Source organism: Streptomyces sp. NPDC085524, from assembly GCF_044541755.1.
In the GTDB taxonomy this organism is placed as follows: domain Bacteria; phylum Actinomycetota; class Actinomycetes; order Streptomycetales; family Streptomycetaceae; genus Streptomyces.
The window spans coordinates 28,821-50,435 of record NZ_JBITTH010000001.1 but is presented as its reverse complement, the minus strand read 5'-3'; the positions used below and the strand labels follow the sequence as shown (position 1 = coordinate 50,435).

25 protein-coding genes are annotated in these 21,615 nt (G+C 71.3%); 13 read left to right on the top strand and 12 right to left on the bottom strand.

All coding sequences use genetic code 11. From position 1 onward, the window contains the following. Positions 1-13: 13 nt before the first annotated feature. The 3 genes from ACIGFK_RS00270 to ACIGFK_RS00260 all read right to left on the bottom strand — a co-directional run bounded on the left by ACIGFK_RS00270 (position 14) and on the right by ACIGFK_RS00260 (position 2,468). Entirely contained in the window at positions 14-769 is a 756-nt protein-coding gene (locus ACIGFK_RS00270) for a MerR family transcriptional regulator (RefSeq protein ID WP_376655145.1), read from the bottom strand. 28 nt (positions 770-797) lie between these two features. Further along, the gene (locus ACIGFK_RS00265; RefSeq protein ID WP_376655181.1) at positions 798-1,994 is read right to left on the bottom strand and encodes a methyltransferase; all 1,197 of its coding nucleotides are present in this window, start codon (positions 1,992-1,994) and stop codon (positions 798-800) included. An 81-nt stretch (positions 1,995-2,075) separates the two neighbouring features. Then, the gene (locus tag ACIGFK_RS00260; protein WP_376655146.1) at positions 2,076-2,468 is read right to left on the bottom strand and encodes a tetratricopeptide repeat protein; all 393 of its coding nucleotides are present in this window, start codon (positions 2,466-2,468) and stop codon (positions 2,076-2,078) included. Positions 2,469-2,582: 114 nt separating this feature from the next. Here ACIGFK_RS00260 and ACIGFK_RS00255 point away from each other — a divergent pair, with 114 nt between their 5' ends. After that, complete coding sequence (locus tag ACIGFK_RS00255; protein WP_400050036.1) at positions 2,583-3,548, top strand: pirin family protein; 966 nt, start codon at positions 2,583-2,585, stop codon at positions 3,546-3,548. Positions 3,549-3,946: 398 nt separating this feature from the next. Here ACIGFK_RS00255 and ACIGFK_RS00250 read toward each other — a convergent pair whose 3' ends face one another. After that, on the bottom strand, positions 3,947-4,603 hold the full coding sequence (locus tag ACIGFK_RS00250; protein ID WP_400050035.1) for a DUF6445 family protein: 657 nt from the start codon (positions 4,601-4,603) through the stop codon (positions 3,947-3,949). A 116-nt stretch (positions 4,604-4,719) separates the two neighbouring features. Beyond that, positions 4,720-5,280, bottom strand: a complete 561-nt coding sequence (locus ACIGFK_RS00245) for a GNAT family N-acetyltransferase (protein ID WP_400050212.1) — start codon at positions 5,278-5,280, stop codon at positions 4,720-4,722. Between the two features lie 210 nt (positions 5,281-5,490). Here ACIGFK_RS00245 and ACIGFK_RS00240 point away from each other — a divergent pair, with 210 nt between their 5' ends. From ACIGFK_RS00240 to ACIGFK_RS00195, 10 genes are read left to right on the top strand one after another with little or no spacing between them, the layout of a single operon-like run. Further along, complete coding sequence (locus tag ACIGFK_RS00240; RefSeq protein WP_400050034.1) at positions 5,491-6,777, top strand: ATP-grasp domain-containing protein; 1,287 nt, start codon at positions 5,491-5,493, stop codon at positions 6,775-6,777. Beyond that, positions 6,774-7,607, top strand: a complete 834-nt coding sequence (locus tag ACIGFK_RS00235; protein WP_400050033.1) for a Rossmann-like domain-containing protein — start codon at positions 6,774-6,776, stop codon at positions 7,605-7,607. The genes ACIGFK_RS00240 and ACIGFK_RS00235 overlap by 4 nt, the downstream gene beginning before the upstream one ends. After that, entirely contained in the window at positions 7,604-8,725 is a 1,122-nt protein-coding gene (locus ACIGFK_RS00230; RefSeq protein ID WP_386466572.1) for a PLP-dependent cysteine synthase family protein, read from the top strand. Before ACIGFK_RS00235 ends, ACIGFK_RS00230 begins: the two co-directional genes overlap by 4 nt. After that, complete coding sequence (locus ACIGFK_RS00225) at positions 8,722-9,780, top strand: dipeptide epimerase (protein ID WP_400050032.1); 1,059 nt, start codon at positions 8,722-8,724, stop codon at positions 9,778-9,780. The genes ACIGFK_RS00230 and ACIGFK_RS00225 overlap by 4 nt, the downstream gene beginning before the upstream one ends. Beyond that, positions 9,777-11,054 (top strand): MFS transporter, encoded by a 1,278-nt coding sequence (locus tag ACIGFK_RS00220; protein WP_400050031.1) that lies wholly within the window; start codon positions 9,777-9,779, stop codon positions 11,052-11,054. Before ACIGFK_RS00225 ends, ACIGFK_RS00220 begins: the two co-directional genes overlap by 4 nt. Further along, on the top strand, positions 11,051-11,872 hold the full coding sequence (locus ACIGFK_RS00215; RefSeq protein ID WP_400050030.1) for a class I SAM-dependent methyltransferase: 822 nt from the start codon (positions 11,051-11,053) through the stop codon (positions 11,870-11,872). Before ACIGFK_RS00220 ends, ACIGFK_RS00215 begins: the two co-directional genes overlap by 4 nt. Further along, the gene (locus ACIGFK_RS00210; protein ID WP_400050029.1) at positions 11,869-13,434 is read left to right on the top strand and encodes an ABC transporter substrate-binding protein; all 1,566 of its coding nucleotides are present in this window, start codon (positions 11,869-11,871) and stop codon (positions 13,432-13,434) included. Before ACIGFK_RS00215 ends, ACIGFK_RS00210 begins: the two co-directional genes overlap by 4 nt. Then, positions 13,422-14,378, top strand: coding sequence for an ABC transporter permease (locus ACIGFK_RS00205; protein ID WP_386466726.1), 957 nt, complete (start codon positions 13,422-13,424; stop codon positions 14,376-14,378). Before ACIGFK_RS00210 ends, ACIGFK_RS00205 begins: the two co-directional genes overlap by 13 nt. Further along, a complete protein-coding gene (locus tag ACIGFK_RS00200) occupies positions 14,375-15,184 on the top strand; it encodes an ABC transporter permease (RefSeq protein WP_376659591.1) in 810 nt (269 codons plus the stop codon). Before ACIGFK_RS00205 ends, ACIGFK_RS00200 begins: the two co-directional genes overlap by 4 nt. Continuing rightward, on the top strand, positions 15,181-16,680 hold the full coding sequence (locus tag ACIGFK_RS00195) for an ABC transporter ATP-binding protein (protein WP_400050028.1): 1,500 nt from the start codon (positions 15,181-15,183) through the stop codon (positions 16,678-16,680). The genes ACIGFK_RS00200 and ACIGFK_RS00195 overlap by 4 nt, the downstream gene beginning before the upstream one ends. A 180-nt stretch (positions 16,681-16,860) precedes the next feature. Here the strand turns inward: ACIGFK_RS00195 and ACIGFK_RS00190 are convergent, their stop codons facing one another. Further along, on the bottom strand, positions 16,861-17,091 hold the full coding sequence (locus ACIGFK_RS00190; RefSeq protein WP_376659593.1) for a hypothetical protein: 231 nt from the start codon (positions 17,089-17,091) through the stop codon (positions 16,861-16,863). Between ACIGFK_RS00190 and ACIGFK_RS00185 the strand changes: the two genes are divergently transcribed. Both ACIGFK_RS00185 and ACIGFK_RS00180 read left to right on the top strand, forming a co-directional pair. Then, positions 17,078-17,260: a hypothetical protein gene (locus ACIGFK_RS00185; RefSeq protein WP_376659594.1), complete on the top strand. Its 183-nt coding sequence runs from the start codon at positions 17,078-17,080 to the stop codon at positions 17,258-17,260. The genes ACIGFK_RS00190 and ACIGFK_RS00185 overlap by 14 nt on opposite strands. Before the next feature lie 58 nt (positions 17,261-17,318). Continuing rightward, complete coding sequence (locus tag ACIGFK_RS00180) at positions 17,319-17,708, top strand: hypothetical protein (protein ID WP_376659595.1); 390 nt, start codon at positions 17,319-17,321, stop codon at positions 17,706-17,708. Positions 17,709-18,025: 317 nt separating this feature from the next. On the opposite strand, the gene rpsR is transcribed toward ACIGFK_RS00180, so the two are convergent. From rpsR to rpmF, 6 genes are all read right to left on the bottom strand, one after another. Continuing rightward, positions 18,026-18,262 carry a 30S ribosomal protein S18 gene (gene rpsR / locus ACIGFK_RS00175; protein WP_400050027.1) on the bottom strand — a complete coding sequence of 79 codons (237 nt, stop codon included), beginning with the start codon at positions 18,260-18,262 and terminating at the stop codon, positions 18,026-18,028. A 53-nt stretch (positions 18,263-18,315) separates the two neighbouring features. Next, positions 18,316-19,428 (bottom strand): CobW family GTP-binding protein, encoded by a 1,113-nt coding sequence (locus ACIGFK_RS00170; protein ID WP_386466724.1) that lies wholly within the window; start codon positions 19,426-19,428, stop codon positions 18,316-18,318. A gap of 26 nt (positions 19,429-19,454) precedes the next feature. Continuing rightward, positions 19,455-19,703 carry a type B 50S ribosomal protein L31 gene (locus ACIGFK_RS00165; RefSeq protein WP_386466554.1) on the bottom strand — a complete coding sequence of 83 codons (249 nt, stop codon included), beginning with the start codon at positions 19,701-19,703 and terminating at the stop codon, positions 19,455-19,457. Between the two features lie 28 nt (positions 19,704-19,731). Then, positions 19,732-19,896 carry a 50S ribosomal protein L33 gene (gene rpmG, locus ACIGFK_RS00160; RefSeq protein WP_376659598.1) on the bottom strand — a complete coding sequence of 55 codons (165 nt, stop codon included), beginning with the start codon at positions 19,894-19,896 and terminating at the stop codon, positions 19,732-19,734. A gap of 102 nt (positions 19,897-19,998) precedes the next feature. After that, the gene (locus tag ACIGFK_RS00155; protein ID WP_400050026.1) at positions 19,999-21,183 is read right to left on the bottom strand and encodes a GTP-binding protein; all 1,185 of its coding nucleotides are present in this window, start codon (positions 21,181-21,183) and stop codon (positions 19,999-20,001) included. Positions 21,184-21,187: 4 nt separating this feature from the next. After that, entirely contained in the window at positions 21,188-21,358 is a 171-nt protein-coding gene (gene rpmF / locus ACIGFK_RS00150; RefSeq protein ID WP_376659600.1) for a 50S ribosomal protein L32, read from the bottom strand. Between the last annotated feature and the right edge of the window lie 257 nt (positions 21,359-21,615).

Sequence of the window (21,615 nt, the reverse complement as noted above, 5' to 3'; positions counted from 1 at the left end):
TTTGAGCCGACTCCTACTGCTCCGTACGCAGCAGTTCGGCGACCTCCGCATCCACCCGCCGGGCCATCGCCCGGGCGAACTCCGTGGCCACGACCTCGCCGGCCACCGGCCGCAGCGCCGCGACCGCCTCGGTGACGTGCCGCAGCTGCGTGGCCGAAAGCCGCTCCAGCCCCTCCGGCCCGATCACGTGCTGCCGGAACAGCGCGACGAAGCGGTCCGCGAGAGCCGCCGCCTGCGCTTGTACGAAGTCACCCGCGTCCAGGATCTCGGCCAGCGGAACCCCCTGCCGCACCAGCGCCAGCGTCGCGTCCAGCAGCCGCCGGCTCGGGTGCGTGACCAGATCCCCGTCGACGGTGACGTACCCCAGCTCCGCGGCCCGCCGGGTGTCCTCGGCGGTCGCCGTCGGCCCGAACAGCTCCCGCAGTTCGGCCCGGGTCATCGTGACCGGCTCCTCCCGGACCCAGTCCCGGGTCATCTCCCGTTCCAGGCCCAGCAGTCCGGACAGTCCGCCGCCACCCTCCCAGGCGTGCAGCAGCTCCGCGATGCCGTTGACCGTGTACCCGCGGCCCAGCAGATCGCTGATCAGCCGCAGCCGCGTCAGATGGTCCTCGGAGTACCAGGCGATCCGGCCCTCCCGGCGCGGCGGCGGCAGCAACCCGCGCTCCTGGTAGTAGCGCAGGTTGCGTACCTTGACGCCGGCCGCCCGGGCCACGTCCTCCCGGCGGTAGCGCCCGCCGCCCGTGTCATCGCTCTCCGCCTCGCTGCTCACGCGGCGAAGCATAAGACGTACCGGCAGGTCACATGGGGCGCGGCGACTCGCGCCGCTTGACCGCCCGCAGCACCACGAACTTCGGTTCGCTCGCAGCGACTTCACTGTTGCCGAACAGCCGCCGCAGATGGGTGTGGTAGCCCATGTGCCGGTTCGCGACGACCCACAGCTCGCCGCCCGGCCGCAGCACCTTGCGCGACTGCGCGAACATCCGCAGCGCCGTCGCGTCCGTCGTCGCCTGGTGCGAGTGGAAGGGCGGGTTGCACAGGACGAGGTCGACGGATGCGGGCGGCAGCATCGCCACCCCGTCGCCGACGTGGAACTCGGCGGTCCGGCGGCCCGCGCGGACGTTCGCTTCGTACGTGGCCCGCGCCGAGGCGATCGCCTGGTACGACTCGTCCGTGAACACGACCTCCGCGTCCGGGTCGTGCACCTGCACCGCCGTGCCGACGAGGCCGTTGCCGCAGCCGAGGTCCACGACCCGGGCGCCGTCGGTGTTGGTCGGAATGTTCTGCAGGAAGAACCGGGTGCCGATGTCCAGCCGGTCGGCGCAGAAGATCCCGGCGTGGTTGACGACGGTCAGCCCGGAACCCGAACCCGCCTCCTGGTCCACCGTGTACGTCAGCGGCCACGGATCGGCCGCCACGGGGCGCACGGCCCCGGGGGCGTCCGGCGTGCAGAAGATCAGCCGGGCCTTCTTCTCGGCGAGCGAGGTCTTCGTCGGGCCGAGGATCTTCTCGAAGAGCCGCAGCGTCGAGGTGTGGATCTCCTTGACCATGCCGGTGCCGACCACGACCGTGCCCGCGTGCACGTGCGGAGCCAGCCGGTACAGCTGGTCCTCCAGCAGCGCCAGGCTCTTGGGGACGCGCACCAGCAGGACGTCGATCTTCTCCGGCGGCGGGTCCTGCGTGGTCAGCAGCGTGACCGTGCTCTTGGCGGTGCCGATCCCGGCACGGTCCAGGTTGGCGGCGGTGGCGGACCGGCTCAGCGCCGAATCGGTGATCTGCGTCGGGTGGTACGCGGCGAGCGCCGTGGTCAGCGCCCCCCAGCGGTCCCCGAGCACGACGATCCGGCCCGCGGAGGCCAGGTCCACCGGGCCGCGCTCCCCGGTCCCGGAGTCGAGGTGGTGCAGCAGGTACTCGTCGGCGGCGTCCCATGCACGGAGCCGGTCGCGCGGGTCCTCGGGGAAGCGGGTGAGCTCGTAGGAGCCGAAAGGCGTGGTCAGACGGTTCATATCCGCCCCAGGCTAACCGAGCCGGGGCCCCGGTCCCGCACCAGCGCGGCCGGAGACCCCACTCGGGAACCCCTACTCGGGGAACTCGCCGGCCATCGCGGCGGCGATCCGCAGGTACGGGCGGGCCTCGGCGGCCCGGCCCTGACGCTCCAGGGTGCGACCGAGCATCAGCTGCGCGTAGTCCTCCACCGGCCAGCGCTCCAGGATGGAGCGCAGTTCCCGCTCGGCGCGCGAGAGCTGCGCGGAGTGGTAGTAGGCGCGGGCCAGCAGCAGCCGGGGCGCCAGCTGCTCGGGCGCCTCGCCCGCCAGGCCCTCCAGGAGGCGGGCGGCCGTCGCGTACTCCTTGGCGTCGAAGAAGAGCCCGGCGCGCGTCCAGCGGTCGGCCGCCGTCCCGTGCTCCAGGTAGTCCGCATCCTTGATCGCGAAGACGGCGTCCATCGGCTCGGCCGGCCCGTTCTCGGTCATTCGCTCCACGGCGTCCCTTCCGGCGCTCGGGTGGTGTGTACGGAGCCTCCAACACGTCCGGGCGGTGGAACATTCCACCTCACGCCGGTGCCCCCGCGCGGCTAGGTTGTCCACATGAGCAATCTCGATCGCCAGCCCGCTCTCTCCGCCTGCGGCGGCCGCGGATTCGTCGTGGCCGAACCGGTGCGGGAGCTCCTCAGCCCGCGCACCGTGAAGCTCGGCGAGTCCACCGAGGTCCGCCGGCTCCTGCCGAACCTGGGCCGCCGCATGGTCGGCGCGTGGTGCTTCGTGGACCACTACGGCCCGGACGACATCGCGGACGAGCCCGGCATGCAGGTCCCGCCGCACCCGCACTCCGGGCTGCAGACGGTCAGCTGGCTCCACGAGGGCGAGGTGCTGCACCGCGACAGCGTCGGCAGCCTCGCCACCATCCGCCCGCGCGAACTGGGCCTCATGACCTCCGGACGCGGCATCAGCCACTCGGAGGAGAGCCCCCGCCCGCACGCCCGCCTGCTGCACGGCGCCCAGCTGTGGGTGGCCCTCCCCGACGCCCACCGCGACGTGGAACCGCACTTCCAGCACCACGCCGAGCTCCCGCACGTGACGGCCCCGGGCCTGACGGCGACGGTCATCCTGGGCACCCTGGACACGGCGACCTCGCCGGGCACGGCGTACACGCCGATCGTCGGCGCGGACCTGGCCCTCGCGGCGGGTACCGAAACCCGCCTCCCGCTCGACCCGGACTTCGAGTACGCGGTCCTCTCCATGTCCGGCGAGGCCCACGTCGACGGCGTCCCGGTCCTCCCGGGCTCGATGCTCTACCTCGGCTGCGGCCGCACGGAACTCCCCCTGCGGGCAGCCTCGGACGCGGGGCTGATGCTGCTGGGCGGCGAGCCGTTCGAGGAGGAGATCGTCATGTTCTGGAACTGGATCGGACGGGCACACGATGATATCGCGCAGGCCCGCGAAGACTGGATGAACGGGTCCCGATACGGCGAGGTCAAGGGCTACGACGGCCCTCCGATTCCCTCCCCGGAACTGCCTCCAACCCACCTGAAGCCCCGGGGAAGGGTGCGTTGACCTGCTGCTTTATGTGGAACGGGCTGGGTGCGGTCCTCGCGTCCAGCCCTCCGCTCCTGGTTTCGGAAGGGAGGTTGCCGGAGGTGGTCCGGTAGTCTCCGGCGCCGGTGGTCGAGTCTCGCGTGTTGCAGGCTGTAATCAACTTTGGTCGGACGGATGCTGACGTTTTGCCGACTTTACTGACGAGTGGTCAGATCTGGTCTCGGGCTGCGTCGGGTCGCCTTGCCTGCAAAGGACAATGGCGGCGGCCGTTGCGCCGTCGGCTCCCACGACCTTGCCCGCGGATCCGGGCCGAGGCGTGCGATCCGTGACTGAAGTGGGTGCTGGGTGCGGGGCGGATCTTGTGTGCAATCGGGTGACCGCGTCCATGCGGTCCGAGAACCCGGTGGGCATCGCGGCTAGGCCATCCAGAAGAAGACGGCCGTCATGCGCTTGTCCTCAAGGGTGGTGCCCCAGTAGCCGGTCGCGCTGTGGATGAGGTTGGCGGAGTAGAGCAGCAGGCGGTTGTAGCGGTGCGGGACGCGGAGGTCCTCGGTGAAGGAGTCCGGGGGCACGAAGCGGGTGCCGAGGGCGTCGACCAGGTTGTTGTGGGGGGCGAGGACCTGGTTGCCGCCGAGCCCGCCGCCCGGGAGCTGCTGGCGGTAGAAGCTGGTCCCGCAGTCCTTGGGCGTGTCCCGGCTGAGGTAGAGCACCGCGGCGTAGCGGCACACGGTGCGGGAGTCGGTGTGGGGGCGGGACTCGCACTCGTCCTTGCCGACGACCTGGACGCAGTTGTGGTTGAAGGTGCCGCCGCCGGCAGGGGGCTCGGGCCAGATCCGCCGGGCTCCGGTCGCCTGCCGCACCAGCCGTTCGACGCGGGCCAGTTCGTCCGGCTCCAGCGCGGGCATCGCGCGCAGCCCCGGCCAGGGTTCGGGCTTGTGCGGGGCGCCCTGGACCCAGTCCTCCTTCGCCAGGCACCGGGCCCGTACGGCATCGGGGTCGGGCAGGACGTCGTCCAGGATCCAGTAGTCGCGGCCGCGGGTCGGCTTGCGGTACGGGAGGGGGCGTGGGGGCATGGCGGGAACGGTAGTTCGGCGCTCGGGACGGGTCTCCAAAGGCGCGGCCAAGACTGCGGCAAGAGATGCCCGGGCCCCAGGACTGGCTGCGGGCGGCGTCTCTCCGCTTGGCCCGGTCAGCTGCTGAGTCGGCCGACGGTGGCCGCCACGGGGATCGGGATTTCGAAGTGGACCGTCCCGTAGCCGCCGTGCTCGCCAGTCGTGCGGGCGTCGCAGACCTCCTCGGCCATGCTGCGCCAGAAGGCTTCCGCGCCCGGGATGTCGACGTTCGTGTGCAGGTAGATCGCGTCGTAGCCGGGGACGCCGGCGGCGAACTCGCAGGCTGTCTTGACCATGGCGCGGGCCAGCCCGTGCCTGCGGTGGTCCGGGCGCACGTACACCCGCAGGAGCTGCGCCGTGCGGTCGGACGGGTAGCGCTCGGCGAGCCGGCGCGGGTGCGGGGGGTGTGCGGGGCCGCGGGAGTTCAGTGCGGTCGTGCCGACCACTTCTTCGCCCAGCACCGCCACGACGAGGGTGTGGCGCGGGTGCGTGAGGTAGGTGTCGGCGATGTCGACGACGTCGTCGTGCCACTGGGGCACGTACCCGTAGCTGAACTCCCGGTAGAACGTGTCGAGCATGACGCTCCGCGCGCCGGGCACGTCCTCGGGCCTGGCATGCCGAACCACGTAGGGCCCCATCTCTTGCCCCTGTGTCAGGTCTCTCATGGCGCGGTGGCTCCCTTCCGGCACTCCGGTCTCGTGAGCGGCAGGCTACCGGAAATCCGGCCTATTGGAAATGAAAACGATTTCAGGTAGCTTCCTCCTCGGTTCGGTGCGGACGCCTCCCGTCAGGCGGCCCGCTTCGCAGGTATGCCCCACGTTCGTGACGGCATGGTGAGAGGAAGTCCCTTGGCGCATCTGCTGGTTGTCGAGAGCTGGGTGGGGTCGATGAGCAGGCTGCTGCCCAGGGCGATCGGGGAGGGCGGACACGAGTTCACCTTCGTCACCCGGGACCTGCACCACTACCTGCGCGACGCCGGGTCCGACGGACGGCACCCGCTGCTGGCCGCGCGCAACATCATCACCGCGGACACCAACGACATGGACGAGCTGCTGCCCCACCTCGAACGCCTGCACGCGGTGCTCGCTTTCGACGGGGTCGTCTCCTCCTGTGACTACTACCTGCCGGCCGTGGCCCGGATCGCCGATCGTCTGGGACTGCGCGGCCCGGCCGTGGATGCCGTCGAGGGAGCCTGCCGCAAGGACCTGACCCGCCGGGTGCTGGCCGAGGCCGGCGTGCAGGGCCCCCGCTTCGCGCTGTGTACCGACACCGCGCAAGCCGCGGTCGCCGCAGGGGAGATCGGCTACCCCCTGGTGGTCAAGCCCGTGGACCTGTGCGCCGGGATGCTGGTCCGTGAGGTCCGCGACGAGCGGGAGCTGGAGCTCGCCTGCCGGGCGCTGGCCGGGTTCCCGGTCAATGCGCGCGGGCAGGACCGTACGCCCACCATCCTCCTCGAAGAGCTGCTCACCGGCCCCGAGGTCAGCGTCGAGACCGTCTCCTTCGGCGGTGTCCTGGGCGTGGTCGGTGTCACGGACAAAAGCATCGGAGGGGCGCCGGCCTTCATCGAGACCGGTCACATGTTCCCGGCGGACCTCGCGCCGGATTCGGAGCGCGAAGCGGTCGACACGGCTGTGGCCGCAGTGACGGCCCTCGGCTTGGACCGCGTGGTCTGCCACACCGAGATCAAGCTGACGCCCGACGGACCCAAGGTGGTCGAGGTCAACCCCCGGCCCGCCGGCAACCGGATCACCGAACTCGTCCGGCACGTGACGGGCATCGACCTGGCCACCGCCTGCGTCGACGTCGCCCTCGGCCGCTTGCCCGACCTCACGCCGCGCCCGACCGGGGTGCGCAGTGCCGCCATCGCCTTCCTGCTCCCCGACGCCACCGGCACCCTCACCGGCATCCAGGGCGCCGACGAGGTCCGGGCACAGCCCGGGGTGCTGGAACTCACCCTCGCCGAGCCGGGCCGTGCAGTACGGGCCGCGACCAGCAACAACGAGTACCTCGGCCACGTCATGGCGGCCGACACCCGGGGGAGCGGGGCCCGCGAGGCCGCGGAGCGGCTCATCGCGCACCTGCAGCCCACTTTCGAGGAGCAGGGCGCCGAGCTGCCGTCGGCGGTGTCCGCATGACCGCGACCGCCCTCCACGAGCCCGCAGTGCGCACAGTCGACCAGCTCATCAAGGCGGTCCGCACCGGGAGTTACGGTTCCGACCCTGCTGAGGAACGCATCGCGCTCGCCTTCACCACCGCCCAGGCGGTCCGGCACACAGGCCGCACCAGCGGATACCGCAACGAGGTGCTCAGCCTGCGCCTGGACGCGGCCGTCGGGTCCTGCGCCGTGGAGCCGGGAGGACTGTCGGTGGCAGCACTCGACGACTGTGTCGGGGCCTCGGTGGCCGAGCTCCTCGACCACCCGATGCTTCCCGTCCGGGTCGCCGCGCTCGACGCGTACCTGAGCCGGGTGCGTCCCCACACCCCCGAACACGGGGCCCGTCCGTACGCCCTGCCGGCCGGCAGCTCCCTGCACCGCTCCAGAGCCCGCGCCCGCGCCGTGGTCGATCTGCTGCCGGCGACCGGGGTCCGCCGGGTCCTCGTCGTCGGAGTGGTCAACTCCCTGCTGGAACAGCTGCGCGAGCGCGGCGCCGGATACGTGCCCTGCGACCTCAAGGGAGGCACCACCGAGTGGGGCGAGCCCGTACGGACCGATGCCCTCACGGAGCTGGAGCACTGCGACGCCATCCTCGCCTCCGGCATGACCCTCGGTAACGGAACCTTCCAGCCGCTGCTCGACCATGCCGCGGCCACCGGCAAGCCCCTGGTCATGTTCGCGCAGACCGGCAGCGCCGTCCTCCCACGATTCGTGGGCACCGGGGTCACTGCCGTGTCCGCCGAGCCGTACCCCTTCTTCTGGCTCGACGGCGGCCCGGGAGTCATCCACCGCTACGGAGGCACCCGGTGACCCTCGCACCCCCGCTCTCCCGCCCGCCGGCCCACAGCACGAACCCGGAGCTGCTGACGCTGGTCGGTCACACCCCGCTCGCGCGGATCCATGCGGAACTGCCTTACGCCCACCCGGGTTTCTGGGCCAAGCTCGAATGCCTCGGAGCCGGTGGGATGAAGGCGCGGTCCGCCGTGTCCATGCTGCGCGGTGCCCGACAGCGCGGCGAACTCCGCCCTGGCGCCACCGTGGTCGAATCCACCTCCGGAACCCTGGGGGTCGGTCTCGCCTTCGCCGGACAGGCCCTCGGCCATCCCGTCGTCCTCGTCGGCGACCGCGAACTCGAACCCTCCATGCGGCAGTTGCTCCGCGCGTACGGCGCCCAGCTGGAGCTGGTGGAGCGACCCGCCCCCGAGGGCGGCTGGCAGGCCGCCCGGATCGCCCGGCTCCGCGAAGTCCTGGCACGGATCCCGGACGCCTACTGGCCCGACCAGTACAACAACCCCGACAACGCGGCCGGCTATCTGTCGATGGCGGCCGAACTCTGCGGACAGCTGGACCACCTGGACGTCCTGGTGTGCAGCGTCGGTACCGGCGGCCACAGTGCCGGACTCATCGGACCGCTGCGCCGGCGCTGGCCGCGCCTGAAGGTGATCGGCGTCGACTCGGTCGGCTCGGCGATCTTCGGCCAGCCGGTACGACCCCGTCTCATGCGCGGGCTCGGCAGCAGCATCCACCCGCGCAACGTCGCCCACCACGCCTTCGACGAGGTCCACTGGGTGGGCCCGGCCGAAGCCGTCGACGCCTGCCGCCGGCTCGCCCGTACCAGTTTCGTCAGCGGGGGCTGGAGCACCGGAGCAGTCGCCCTCGTCTCCGCCTGGGCTTCCCGGGTCGAGGCCGGCGCAGTTGTCGCGACGGTCTTCCCCGACGGACCGCACCGCTACCTCGGCACCGTCTACGACGACGGCTTCTGCCACGCGCACGGCCTCGATCAGGCCGAACTGGCCATGCGACCGCTGGAGATCGCACACCCGCACGCCACCGAGGCCGTCGGCTGGACCCGCTGCCGCACCGTCGTCGACCCGCTCGCGGCCACCCGGCCGCACCTGCCCGCACCCACGCGTGGAGGTGCCGCATGAGACTCACCTGGCACACCACCGAGCTGGAACTGGCCGAGCCGCTGCGCATCTCCCGCTCCGTGATGTCCCGCCGCGACGCGGTCTGGACCGCGATCGAACACGGCGGCATGACCGGCTGGGGCGAGGTGGTCAGCAGCGACTACCTCGCCCTGTCCACCGCGCGCATCGTCCGGCACCTCACCACGGCGCGCCCCGTCGTCGAACGACTCCCCGACCCCGAAACCGCGTGGCACGCGCACACGGCCGACTCGCTGCCCGGCATGTCGGAGCTGCCGGCCGGTGTGCTCGCCGGACTGGAGGCGGCCCTGCTCGACCTGGTCGGCAAGCGGGCCGGCCGGCCCGCCCACCAGCTACTGGGCACACACACCGCACCGGCCGCGCAGACCACCCGTACGATCGGCATCACCGCGCCCGTACCAGCCGCCGCACAGGCAGCACGGCTCGCCATGAGCGGCTTCACCGCCCTCAAGGTCAAAACGGGATCCCCCGATCCGGCCGAGGACCTCGCGCGCGTGGCCGCCGTACGCACCGGCGCCCCCGAGGCGAGCCTGCTGATCGACCCCAACGGAGCGTGGACCGAACGCCAGGCCCTCGACCTGCTCCCGCGCTTCGCCGACCTCGGAGTCACCGCCGTGGAACAGCCCATCGCACCGGGCACCCCCGACGCGCTCGCCCGCGTGGCCAAGGATTCTCCGGTGCCCGTCATCGCCGACGAGGACGCCGTCTGCTACGAGGATGCCGTCGCGCTCGCCGGACTGGTCCACGGAGTCAACGTCAAGCTCGCCAAGTGCGGCGGGGTACGGGCCGCCCTGCGCATTCACGAAGCCCTGCGCGGCTCCGGCACGGATCTCATGCTGGGCTGCCTAACCGCCAGCTCACTTGGCATCGCGCCGGCCGTGCACATCGCCGACCGGGCCCGCTGGGTCGACCTCGATGGTCACCTGCTGCTCGCCGACGACCCCTGGACGGGCATCGGTGGCGCCGACGGCACCGTACGAGCCGCCGACCGGGCAGGCCTCGGAGTCAGACGGACCCACATGGCGGTCGTACGGTGAGGATCCTCAGCTCCATGCGGGGCTTCCCGCTCGCCGTACGCCTCCTCCTGATCAACCAGCTCGGCGTCAACACCGGCTTCTACCTGCTCATCCCGTACCTCGCCACCCATCTCTCCGACGACCTGGGGCTTTCGGCCGCCGTCGTCGGCATCGTCCTCGGCCTGCGCAACCTCAGCCAGCAGGGACTGTTCCTGATCGGCGGCTCGGCCGCCGACCGGCTCGGCGCCCGAGGCGTGATCATCGCCGGCTGCGCCCTGCGCACCGTGGGATTCGGCTTGTTCTCCCTGGGCGACAGCCTTCCGCTGCTGATCGCAGCCTCCATGCTCAGCGGACTGGCGGGGGCCCTCTTCAACCCCGCCGTGCGGACCTACGTCGCCCAGGAGGCCGGAGACCGCAAGGCGGAGGCGTTCGCACTCTTCAACGTCTTCGCCATCACCGGGGCACTCCTCGGCCCGCTGCTCGGCACCCTGCTGCTGCTCGTGGACTTCCGGGCGGCAGCGGTCACCGCAGCCGGCGTGTTCGCCGTTCTGACCCTCGCCCAGCTGTTGGTGCTGCCCGCCCAGAAGGTCCCCGCGCCCGACACCCGGGTGCTTGGGGACTGGCGTGAAGTCGCGGGCAACCGTCGGTTCCTGGCGTTCTCCCTCGCCCTGGTCGGCATGTACGGCCTGGAGAACCAGCTGTACCTGCTGTTGCCCCGCGCGGCCACCGATGCCTCCGGCTGGAGCGGCTCGGTCGGCCTGCTCTTCCTCGCCGGGACTCTCGCCAACCTGCTGTTCCAGCTGCGCATCACCCGTGTCCTGAAAGCCCGGGGGAGCAGGGGGCGCTGGATCGCCACCGGCCTGGGCCTCATGGGCCTCGGATTCCTGCCCCCGATGCTCGTGGCGGGCCCCGCCACCGCCCACCCCCTGCGCCTCCTGCCGGTGCTCGCCGGGGCCCTGTTGCTGCACCTCGGCGTGATGGTCGCCCAGCCCTTCGTGATGGAGCTGATACCGGCCTTCGGCCGAGCGAACCTGACCGGCACGTTCTATGGCCTCTTCTACGCGGTCTCCGGGGTCGCCGCAGCGGGCGGCAGCGCCGCCATCGGCTGGTCCATGGACACCGCCGGCCACACCGGCCTGACCTGGCTGCCGTACGTCTGCTGCCTCGCCCTCGGCATGATCTCGGCCGCAGCGGTCACACACCTCCAGCGGCGACGCCTTCTGCCCGAGGGGCAGGCACCCGATCCGACGACGGCCCCCGCTCTCCCCGACCGTCCCCGAAGCGAGACCCGATGACAGCCACCACGAGCAACAACCTGCTCACCGACCACCCCCCGCTCTACGAGGAACGCTTCCCCGACCCCGAACGGCTCGCCGCTCGCTGGACCGAGGACGTACTGGCCCACCACGACGCCGGACCCCGCGTACTCGACGTCGGCTGCGGCACCGGCCGGGACGCCGCCTGGCTGCACCACCGTGCCGGACGCGAAGTCACCGGCATCGACACCTCGCAGGCCATGCTGGCCCACGCGGGCACGCACCACCCCGGTCCCGGCTATCACCTGGCCGACATGCGCGACTTCGACCTCGGAACCACCTTCGACGCGATCGTCTGCATGGACAGCGCCCTGCTCTACTGCCACACCAACGAGGACCTCACCGCCTTCCTGGCCCGCTGCTGCGCCCACCTCACCCCCGGCGGGCTGCTCGTCTCCGAGATGCGCAACGGGGCCTTCTTCCTCGGCAACACCGAACTCCTCGACGGCCCGCGCACCGCCTCCTTCGCCTGGCGCGGCACGACGTACACCTCCCACACCACCCTGTGGATCGATCACGGCGCACAACTCCTGCGCCGCCGAAGGACCTGGAGCGCCGACGACGGCTCCCTTCCGGACGAGCAGCTCTCCGCATGGAGGCTCCTCTTCCCGCAGGAGCTGCGGTACTTCCTCACCACCGCCGGCTTCGAGGTTCTCGCACTGCACGACGGACCCGGCCCGCGCACCGAACCGCCGTGGAGCGAAGGCCAGGCCCCGGACGGGACCACGAGTTCCGACCGCCTCCACCTCATCGCCCGGCTCACGCCCCACCCCCGCAACGGAGACACCCACGCATGAACGACGCCCGCTCCAGCCTCGCCCGCAGAGGCTTCCTGATCGTCACGGGCGCCACCGCGCTCGCCCTCACCGCCGCCTGCGGCACCGGCGCCACCGCCCCGGACGCCAAGAACGCGTCCGAGGGAGCCCCCAGGAAGGGCGGTCGGCTCCGCGCCGCCTTCGCAGGTGGCGGCGCCAACGAGACACTCGACCCGCACGCCGCCAACCTGTTCGTCGACGCCGCCCGCGCCAAGGCCCTCTTCGACAAGCTCGCCGACTTCGGCGCCGACCTCGCCGCCGTCCCCAGGCTCGCCGAGCGCTGGGAGCCCAACGAGGCCCTCGACACCTGGCGCATCACCCTGCGCAAGGCCGCCTTCCACGACGGCAAGCCGGTCACCGCCGAGGACGTCCTCTACAGCTACCGCAGGATCGCGGACCCCAAGGGCACCTTCCGCGCCAAGGCGTCCCTGGAGCCGATCGACCTCGACGCGAGCCGCGCGATGGACGCCTCCACCATCGAGTTCAAGCTCAAGCGCCCGTACGCCGAATTCCCCAACGTCCTCGCCGCCTTCGGCGCGTACATCGTGCCCAAGGACGCCGCCTCCTTCGACAAGCCGGTCGGCTCCGGACCGTTCGCCTTCCTCTCCTTCAAGCCGGGCAGCTCCCTCGTCGTCAAGCGCAACGACGCCTACTGGGAGGGCGCGCCCCACCTCGACGAGCTCGAATTCGTCGTCGCCGGCGAGGAGTCGGCACGCGTCAGCGCCCTGCTCGGCGGCCAGGTCGAGTACGCCCACGAGCTGAACCCGGCCACCGCCCGCACCCACGAGGGCAAAGGGAAGATCGAGATCATCCGCCTTCCGGGCAGCGCGATGCAGGGCTTCGTCATGAAGACCGACCGCCCGCCGTTCAACGACCCCCGGGTCCGCCAGGCATTCCTCCTCATCGCCGACCGCAAGGAACTGGTCGACGGAGCCCTCTCCGGCGCTGGCGAGATCGGCAACGACCTCTTCGGCAAGGGCTACCAGTACTACTCCGCCGGCCTCCCGCAGCGCACCCAGGACCTCGACAAGGCCCGCGCCCTGCTCAAGGAGGCCGGGGCCGAGGGCCTCAAGGTCACCCTCGACACCGCCCCCGCCGCCACCGGCTTCGTCGAGGCCGCCGGCATCTTCAAGGAGCAGGCCGCCAAGGCCGGAGTCACCGTCGAGATCAAGGTCGGCAACAAGGACACCTACTGGAAGGACATCCTGAACAACGGCACCTTCGCCTCCTACCGCTCGGGCGCCATGCCCATCGAGTCCCACATCTCCCAGCGGCTGCTGACCGGCTCCACCACCAACGCCACCAAGTGGCAGCAGAAGGACTTCGACGACCTCTACCAGCAGGCCCAGTCCACCCGTGACGTCACGCAGCGCGGCGCCCTCTACGAGCGGATGCAGCGCCGGCTGTACGACGAGGGCGGCTTCCTGATCTGGGGCTTCGCCGACTGGATCATCGCCACCGCACCCAAGGTGCACGGGGTGTCGAAGCAGGCCCCCGCCAACACCCTCGACTGGGCCCGCTTCGACAAGATCTGGCTCGCGTGACACCGCACCTCTCATGGGTCGGCCGCCGCCTGCTCCTCGGCCTGGGGCAGACGGCGGCCGTCGTCCTGTTCGTCTTCGCCCTCACCGAGGCACTGCCCGGCGACGCGGCCGTCGCCCTCGCCGGGGACCAGCCCGATCCCGCCCGCATCGCCCGCATCCGCGAGACGATGGGCCTGGACCGGCCCGCCGCCGAACGCCTCGCCGACTGGGTCGTCGGCCTCTTGCACGGAGACCTCGGCACCTCCCTGGTCAGCGGACGGCCCGTCACCGGCTACCTGGCTGCCGGACTCGGCCCCACCCTGCTGCTGGCCACCGCGACCCTCGCGCTGCTCGTCCCCCTCTCGGTCGGGCTCGGGGTCCTGGCCGCCCGCCGCGAGGGCAGCCCGCTCGACCGGACCGTCAGCGCCCTGACCCTCGCCGTGCACGCCGTACCGGAATTCGCCGTCGGGGTCTTGCTCGCCACGCTCTTCGGACTGTGGCTGGGCTGGCTGCCGCCCACCGCCGTCGGCGCCGACGTGTTCACCGAGCCCGCCGTGCTGATCCTGCCCGTCGTCGTCCTGCTGTCGCGGCCCGTGTGCACCATCAGCCGCCTCGTACGCGCCGGGATGATCGACGCGACGGCATCGCCGTACGTCGCCCAGGCCCGCCGCTACGGAGTCTCCGGCGCCCGGATCACCTGGACCCACGCCCTGCCCAACGCTCTTGCCCCCGCCATTCAGCAACTGGCCCGCACCTGCGACTGGCTCTTGAGCGGAGTGATCGTCGTGGAGGCCCTCTTCGTGATCCCCGGCCTCGGCACCGTCCTCGTCGAAGCCGTCGCCGCGCGCGACATCCCCGTCGTCCAGGGCATGGCCGTCGTCTTCGGCATCGTCACCGTCGTGGTCAACCTTGCCGCCGACCTGGCCGCCCGCCGCTTCGCACCCCGGTCCGAGGTGGCGGCATGAAGCAGAAGCCCACGAGGTCCCTTCCGGCCCTCGTGCTGATCGGCCTCCCTGTCGTACTCGCCCTGGTGGGTCCCTTCGTGGCGGGCTCGGCCGGTCCCCGCTCGGTCTCCTTCGCCTCCGGCGACGGGCACTGGCTGGGCACCGACTTCAGCGGACGTGACGTCTGGCAGCAGGTGCTCCTCGGCGGCCGCTCCGTCGTCCTCGTGGCGATCGCGGCCACCGCCCTCGCCTACCTCGTCGCCGTCCCTCTGGGCCTCACCGCAGCCCTCACCCGCCGCACCTGGCTGGAAGAAGCACTGATGCGGCCCCTCGACGTGGTCATCGCGGTCCCCTCGCTCCTGCTGGTGCTGCTCGTCGCGGCCACCCTCACCCCGGGACCCGCCGGACTCACCGTCCTGGTCGGCCTGGCCGCCGTACCCGACGCCGCGCGCGTCGTACACGCGGCAGCAGTCGAGATCGCCTCCCGGCCGGCCGTGGAAGCACTGCGCATGCAGGGCGAATCCTGGTGGCGCACGGCCATCGGGTACGTGGCCCGCTCCATGCGACGAACCCTCGCCGCGGACGCCGGGATCCGGCTGACCGGAGCCCTGTACCTGGTCGCGACCGCCGCCTTCCTCGGCGTGGGCGTACAGCCGGACGCCGCCGACTGGGCGGTCATGGTCGACCGCAACCGCACCGGACTCTTCCTCCAGCCCTGGGCCGTGGTCGTGCCCGCCCTGCTCATCGCAGGCCTGTCGATGGGCACCAACCTCCTGTTCGACGCCGTTCTCCAACGGCACAGCCCCCGGAAGGGAGCGACGCGATGACCCTCGTCGCGCACGTACGGGACCTGCGCGTGAAGATCGGCGGGCGGGCGATCGTCGACGGCGTGAGCCTCGCCGCGCACGCGGGCAGGATCACCGCAGTCATCGGCCCGTCCGGCAGCGGGAAGACCACCACGGGGCTTGCCCTCCTGGGCGAGTACCCGGCTGGCGCCGTCGTCGACGGCGAGGTCCGCACACCAGCGGGCCCGGTCGGATACATACCCCAGCACCCGGCTTCCGTTCTCAACCCCGCCCGGCGCGTCGGCGCCCTGCTCACCGACATCGCCGCCCGGCAGGGCGGCCACCGGCGAGAGCGCAGGAGCCGCGTCGAACAAGCCCTGCGCCTCGCCCGGATGCCGAACCCCGAGGCCGTGCTGCGCCGCTTCCCGCACCAGCTCTCCGGCGGACAGCAGCAGCGGGTCGTCCTGGCCCAGGCGCTGCTGCTGGGCGCGCGGGTCATCGTCGCGGACGAACCCACGACCGGCCAGGACGTCCTCACCAAACAGGGCATCGTGGCGGAACTGGCGGCCGTAGCCGCACAGGACATCGCCGTCATCCTGCTCAGCCACGACCTGGACGTCGTACGGGAACTGGCCGACGAGATCGTCGTGATGCAGGCCGGCAAGGTCGTGGACCGCGGACCGGCGTCATCCGTCCTGGACGGTCCCGTACCGGGGAAGCCGCGCGTTGCGCGAACCCCCCGCCCGCGCGGCCCCATGCGCCTGGAGACGCGGAACCTGACCGCACGGCACCGCACCACGCAGGGGGCTGCCGAGGTGCTGAGCGATATCGAGGTCTCGCTCACAGCAGGGGAGTGCCTGGCACTCGTAGGCCGTTCCGGCAGCGGCAAGACCACCCTCGGACGCTGCCTGGCCGGGCTGCACCGCGCGTACGAGGGCACGGTCCTGCTGGACGGCCTGCCGCTGCCGCGAAGTCTCCGTTCCCGCACTCGCGTCGAACTGGCCGCCGTGCAGTACGTGTTCCAGGACGCGAAGGCGGCCTTCGACGAGCTCCGGCCGGTCCTGGACCAGGTCGCCCGCAGCGCCATACGGCTCCGCGGAGCGGCACCGGGCGACGCGCGGCGTACGGCCCTGAGTACCCTCGGTGACTTCGGTCTCAGCGAGGACCTTGCCGGGCGTCGCCCCGCAGAGCTCTCCGGAGGCGAACTCCAGCGGGCGGCGCTGGCCCGGGCCCTGCTGGCCGGACCACGCGTTCTCATCTGCGACGAGATCACCTCCGGCCTCGACGCGACCGCCCGGGCCACCATCCTCGACTCCCTCGCCCGGCTCGGGGAAACCAACGAACTCGGCCTGGTGTTCATCACCCACGACCTCACCGCGGCCGCAGTCCTCGCGGACCGGATCGCGGTCCTCGACGCAGGGCGGATCGTCGAGGCAGGCCCGGCCGGACAGCTGATCGAGATGCCGCAGCACACCGTCACCAAAGAGCTGCTCTCCGCCTCGCTGACGGCAGTGCCAGCCCCCGCGCCGCGATGCTGAAGACACCGGTGCCTGGCCACCGAGTAGAAGACGGAGCGAAGGGGAGATTTGGTTTCCCTCCGGCAGAGAGGACGCCATGCGCGTCTGCTCAGCCCGTGGTGCGGGGCGCGCTCGTCGGGGCCACGATGGCACTGAGCCGCACGCTGCGCGGCCGCAGCAGCCCGGGCGCGGACACCCTGGTCACGGCTGCGACGGTGATTTCCTCGTGTTCCGGGAGAACGTGGTCGCCCTCACGGCCCTGTGGCGCTGCTGAACGTCGGCGAGTTCCGCCAGGCCCTCGCCGAGGAACAGCTCACCATCGGTGACGAGCGTGTCTGGCTCGTGAGCGAAGGAGTCGAGCTCGCGGTGCTCAGCGGCGAGGCACTGGTGGAACTGGCAGTCGTCACCGGTGAGGTGCGTGGCCGCTCTCACCTACGTCGTCACCCGTGTCGCACGGAGCGCGATGACCACGCTGCTCATCGCCTTCCCCTGCGCGGCTGGACTCGTCACCCCGACGGCCATCAGCGCGGCCATCGGCAACGGCGCCCGCCGCGGCGCCCTCATCGAGGGCGGCACCCACCTGGAGGCATCGGCCGGGTGACCACAGTCGTCTTGGGCACCGGCACCCTCACCTTCGGCCGCCCCCGGTCACTAGGGTGGTGCCCGTCAGAGAGAAGGTCACGGCCGACGAGGTGTTGAGCCTGGCCGCCTCCGGCGAACTGCACGCACGCCACCCGCTCACCCGGGCCATCGTGGTCCGCACCGACGAGCAGCGCCTCCATGTGCCGATCTACCAGGCGCGCGAAGTGGGCCTCGGGATGGGCGTGCGGGTCGAACGCGACGGAACCCGCCTCCTCGTGGGGAGCCCCGCCCTCCTGCGCCAGCACGGAGTCAACCTCACCGAGGACGCTCAGAGTTGGGCCGAACGGTTGCGCGCCAGCGGTGAGACCGTCATCAGTAGCTGTGACCTCGGGAGCGCGTGGGCCTGTACTTCGGTGATCCGAGGGCGTCGGCAACGGCTTGGGCGCCCTCCTGCGCGTCTCCGGTGAGCATGATCAGGCGGGGTGACGCCGATGGCGCGCTCCAGCTGATCCGGGACCTCCAAGCCGAAGGCCCATACCGTAGCCGTGGTCGGCGACGGCACCAACGACGCTCCCGCCCTCGCCCTGGCCGATGTCGGCATCACCATGGGGGAGCACTCCTCCCACGTCGCGCGGGAGCCGGCCGACATCGCACTCGCCTGCGGTGACCTGTGCCAGGTCGGCGCAGCCCGAACCCCGCCTCGTGAAACAGCACGATGTGCACGGGAAGGAGCTGTCGTTGCTCTCGCAGCGGGGGTGGGGCGGGGTGGCGCACGGGCCGTCCGCTACCGGCCGGCGGACGGGAGCAGGGCCATCTCGCGGGCGTTCTTGATGGCCAGTGCGAGCTGGCGCTGCTGCTGCGCCGTGACACGGGTGACCCGGCGACTGCGGATCTTGCCCCGGTCGGAGATGAACTTCCGCAGCAGGTCGGTGTCCTTGTAGTCGATGTACGTGATGCCTGCTGTGTCCAGCGGGTTGGGGCGGGACTTCAGCGGCTTGCTGGGGGAGGGGCGGCGGGCCATGGGCATTCCTCGGGGTACTCGGTTACAGGGTGTCGGTGAGGAGGCGGGAGGGGTCAGGAAACGGAGTCGAGCAACGGACCGAAGGCGGCGGGGAGCTGCTTCCACGCTTCCCGCCCGGCCGTGTACTCGGCTTCGGTCAGGAGGCAGGAGTCCAGGAGCTGTTCGAGCCCGTCGCGGTCCAGGCCGGGCGACGTGAAGACCAGGTGCTGGCAGCAGTCGCCGTGTTCGGGGTCCCAGTCGAGGGCGGCAGCGGCCTGACGCATGGCGGGGACCAGATCCCAGGCGGCGTCTGGCAGCGAGGCCAGCCACGGGCCGGCGCTCTCCACGCACAGCGCGCCACCGGCCGCGTCCCAGGCGAGGAGGGTGTCGGGACGGTCGGCGAGCCAGAACCGGCCGCGGCTGCGGGCGGCAGCGCGCGCCAGGTCCTCCAGGGCCTGGTAGAGCCGCTCGGGGTGGAAAGGCCGGCGGCGTTGCCACACGAGCGTGGCGACTCCGGCCTCGTCGGCCTCCTGGGGGAGGAGCGCGCAGGCGGGGTGCTGGGCGGCGGCGGCAGTCTCCACGTCGAAGCCTGCGAACGCCAAGCGGGTGAGTTCGCTGGAGCCGGTGGGGACCTGGAGGGCCGTCGGGTGCAGCTGGGCGAGCAGGGCGCGGTCCTCGTCGTCGGCCTCCTCGCTGTCGGCGATCGCGAGGACCGGCGCGTATTCAAGCTGGCGGGCCCAGGTGTCCCCGACGGTCCGCTGGTCGGCGGCCGCGGCGGCGAGTCCGGCCTCGGCGAGGTCGTCCCCGTTGCCGAGGCAGGGCAGGGCGAGCGCGGGGTCGACGGCGGTGATCACGTTGGTGAGTTCCAGCACGTCACCGGCATGGGCGGCTACGACCTCGGCCATCGCCCTGGGCTCGACGGAGTCCCAGAGTTCCACCACGGCCAGGCGGGTCATGCCGCTTGCGGCCAGCCGCTCCAGCTCGGGGACGAGATCCTCGCGCAGTGCGCAGCAGGCGCAGTCGTTGACCAGCGGAGTCTCGTCGGCGGACATCTCACCACCGGAATCGCGCAGCGTGCGAACCACGTTGCCGTCGGCAGCCGAGGACAGATCGTGGTGCAGGGCGACGCTTCCCGGCACGGTGCGAAGCAGGTGCTCGACGGTCTCCTTGCGTGCGTCGGCGTGCATGCCGCCGACGATCACGACGGGGAGGATCACTTGCGCCCTCCGTAGCGGCGCTCGAAGCGTTCGACGCGTCCCGCGGTGTCCAGGACGCGTGCGGCGCCGGTGTAGAAGGGGTGGCTCTGCGAGGAGATCTCGACGTCGATGACGGGGTAGGTGTTGCCGTCCTCCCACTCGACCGTCTTCTCGCTGGTGGCGGTCGAGCGCGTGAGGAAGGCGAAGTCGGCAGCCTTGTCGCGGAAGACGACGGGACCGTATGCGGGGTGGATTCCAGGCTTCATGGGGTGGCTCTCTCTGGGGGAGGAGGTGTCAGCGCTCTTCGCGGAAGTCGACGTGCCTGCGGACGACCGGGTCGTACTTGCGCAGGGTCATCCGGTCCGGGTCGTTGCGCCGGTTCTTGCGCGTGACGTACGTGTAGCCGGTGCCGGCGGTGGAGCGGAGCTTGATGATCGGGCGTACTTCGTTGCGTGCCATGGCCTCAGTATACGAGAATGGAAATCATGTTCAATAGTGTGGTCTGGGTGAATCCCGGACCGGACGGTGCCGTGGCTGCGACCACCGTCCGGCCCGGAGTCTTCAGGCGGCGGTTCCCGCGGCCCGCCCGTGTTCGTGCTCGCAGGCGTCGTCGATCCCGTACGTCTCCCAGTCCGGGAAGTCGTCCACGGCGGGCACGGCTTCGCCCGGGCGCAGGAGGCAGGCGTCGAGGACCGCCCGCAGTGCGTCGGCGCGGAGGCCTGTGCCGATGAAGACGAGCTCCTGGCCCTGTGCGGTGTCCGGTCCGCGGGCGCCCGAGGGCTCGAAGCGGGCCACCGCGCCGGCCTGGGACCAGAGACCGGTCACGCGGGGGCGACTGGCCAGCCAGAAGAAGCCCTTGGAGCGCAGGATCTGGCCGAAGGTGCCGCTGTCGAGGCCCTTGGTGACGAAGTTCCACAGCCGGCCGGGGTGGAACGGCAGGTCCGAGCGGAATGCGAGCGAGGAGATGCCGTACTCCTCGGTCTCCGGGACGTGGTCTCCGTTCAACTCCTTGACCCAGCCGGGGGCTTGCTGGGCTCGTTCGATGTCGAACAGGCCGGTGCCCAGCACCTGTTCGAGGGCCACCTGACCGCGGACGGCGGGAACGATCCTCGCCTCGGGGTTAAGTCGTGAGAGGGTCGCGCGCAGTGTGGCGACCTCGGTCGGCGCGACCAGGTCGAGTTTGTTGAGGACGATGACGTCCGCGAACTCGATCTGGTCCATGAGGAGATCGCTGACAGTGCGCTCGTCGTCCTCGTACTGGTCGAGGCCGCGAGCGGTGAGTTCGTCGCCGTCGGCGAGTTCAGGCAGGAAGTTCGCCGCGTCCACGACGGTGACCATGGTGTCGAGTCGGGCGAGGTCGCCCAGGATGGCGCCGTCGTCGCGCGGGAACGAGAACGTGGCCGCCACGGGCATCGGCTCGGAAATCCCGCTGGACTCGATGAGCAGGTAGTCGAAGCGCCCCTCGCGGGCCAGTCGGCCGACCTCCTCCAGCAGATCATCGCGCAGGGTGCAGCAGATGCACCCGTTGGTCATTTCGACCAGCCGCTCCTCGGTGCGCGACAGTGCCGTCTCTCCGCCGCGAACGAGCGCGGCGTCGATGTTGACCTCGCTCATGTCGTTGACGATGACGGCGATGCGCAGGCCCTCGCGGTTGCCCAGTACGTGGTTGAGCAGGGTGGTCTTGCCGGCTCCGAGGAATCCGGACAGGACGGTGACCGGGAGCGGTGTGTTGGTCGGGCGTGCCATCGGTTCAGCCTTCGGGGTGTAGGAGGCCGCGTTCGTATGCCTTCGCCAGTCGCTGCGGGACCTGGTACACGGAGCCGTCGACCGTGATCGGGACGAGCTGCGGCGTCGTGGCCTTCCATTGGGCCCGGCGGTGGCGGGTGTTGCTGCGGGACATCTTCCGCTTGGGGACGGCCATCGGGATCTCCTGTGAGGTGTCGGAAGTCTCGGCGGCAGGCTATATGAAAACGATGACCATTTTCAATATGTCGGGAACTCGTGGATCGTCGGCAGCCCTCGGCGCCCCTGAGGAATGGATCGTTCATCGACTTCCAGCTGGGTGGCGGGGCCCGGCCTGCGCCAGGGGCGGCAGGTCTCCCCACCTCGTCGCCCGTGCTCGCGAGTCGACCAGGCGCGTCGGGGCGGGCGGGGCGAGGTGGGTGGTGGAGGGGTCGG

Bases quoted from the DNA above. Each gene is read 5' to 3' on its own strand.
- ACIGFK_RS00255 (WP_400050036.1), top strand. From the start codon at position 2,583: ATGAGCAATCTCGATCGCCAGCCCGCTCTCTCCGCCTGCGGCGGCCGC.
- ACIGFK_RS00225 (WP_400050032.1), top strand. From the start codon at position 8,722: ATGAGACTCACCTGGCACACCACCGAGCTGGAACTGGCCGAGCCGCTG.
- ACIGFK_RS00210 (WP_400050029.1), top strand. From the start codon at position 11,869: ATGAACGACGCCCGCTCCAGCCTCGCCCGCAGAGGCTTCCTGATCGTC.
- ACIGFK_RS00155 (WP_400050026.1), bottom strand. From the start codon at position 21,183: ATGGCACGCCCGACCAACACACCGCTCCCGGTCACCGTCCTGTCCGGA.
- ACIGFK_RS00165 (WP_386466554.1), bottom strand. From the start codon at position 19,703: ATGAAGCCTGGAATCCACCCCGCATACGGTCCCGTCGTCTTCCGCGAC.
- ACIGFK_RS00245 (WP_400050212.1), bottom strand. From the start codon at position 5,280: ATGGGGCCCTACGTGGTTCGGCATGCCAGGCCCGAGGACGTGCCCGGC.
- ACIGFK_RS00250 (WP_400050035.1), bottom strand. From the start codon at position 4,603: ATGCCCCCACGCCCCCTCCCGTACCGCAAGCCGACCCGCGGCCGCGAC.
- ACIGFK_RS00260 (WP_376655146.1), bottom strand. From the start codon at position 2,468: ATGACCGAGAACGGGCCGGCCGAGCCGATGGACGCCGTCTTCGCGATC.
- rpmG (WP_376659598.1), bottom strand. From the start codon at position 19,896: ATGGCACGCAACGAAGTACGCCCGATCATCAAGCTCCGCTCCACCGCC.
- ACIGFK_RS00215 (WP_400050030.1), top strand. From the start codon at position 11,051: ATGACAGCCACCACGAGCAACAACCTGCTCACCGACCACCCCCCGCTC.
- ACIGFK_RS00170 (WP_386466724.1), bottom strand. From the start codon at position 19,428: ATGCACGCCGACGCACGCAAGGAGACCGTCGAGCACCTGCTTCGCACC.
- ACIGFK_RS00200 (WP_376659591.1), top strand. From the start codon at position 14,375: ATGAAGCAGAAGCCCACGAGGTCCCTTCCGGCCCTCGTGCTGATCGGC.
- rpsR (WP_400050027.1), bottom strand. From the start codon at position 18,262: ATGGCCCGCCGCCCCTCCCCCAGCAAGCCGCTGAAGTCCCGCCCCAAC.
- rpmF (WP_376659600.1), bottom strand. From the start codon at position 21,358: ATGGCCGTCCCCAAGCGGAAGATGTCCCGCAGCAACACCCGCCACCGC.
- ACIGFK_RS00195 (WP_400050028.1), top strand. From the start codon at position 15,181: ATGACCCTCGTCGCGCACGTACGGGACCTGCGCGTGAAGATCGGCGGG.
- ACIGFK_RS00235 (WP_400050033.1), top strand. From the start codon at position 6,774: ATGACCGCGACCGCCCTCCACGAGCCCGCAGTGCGCACAGTCGACCAG.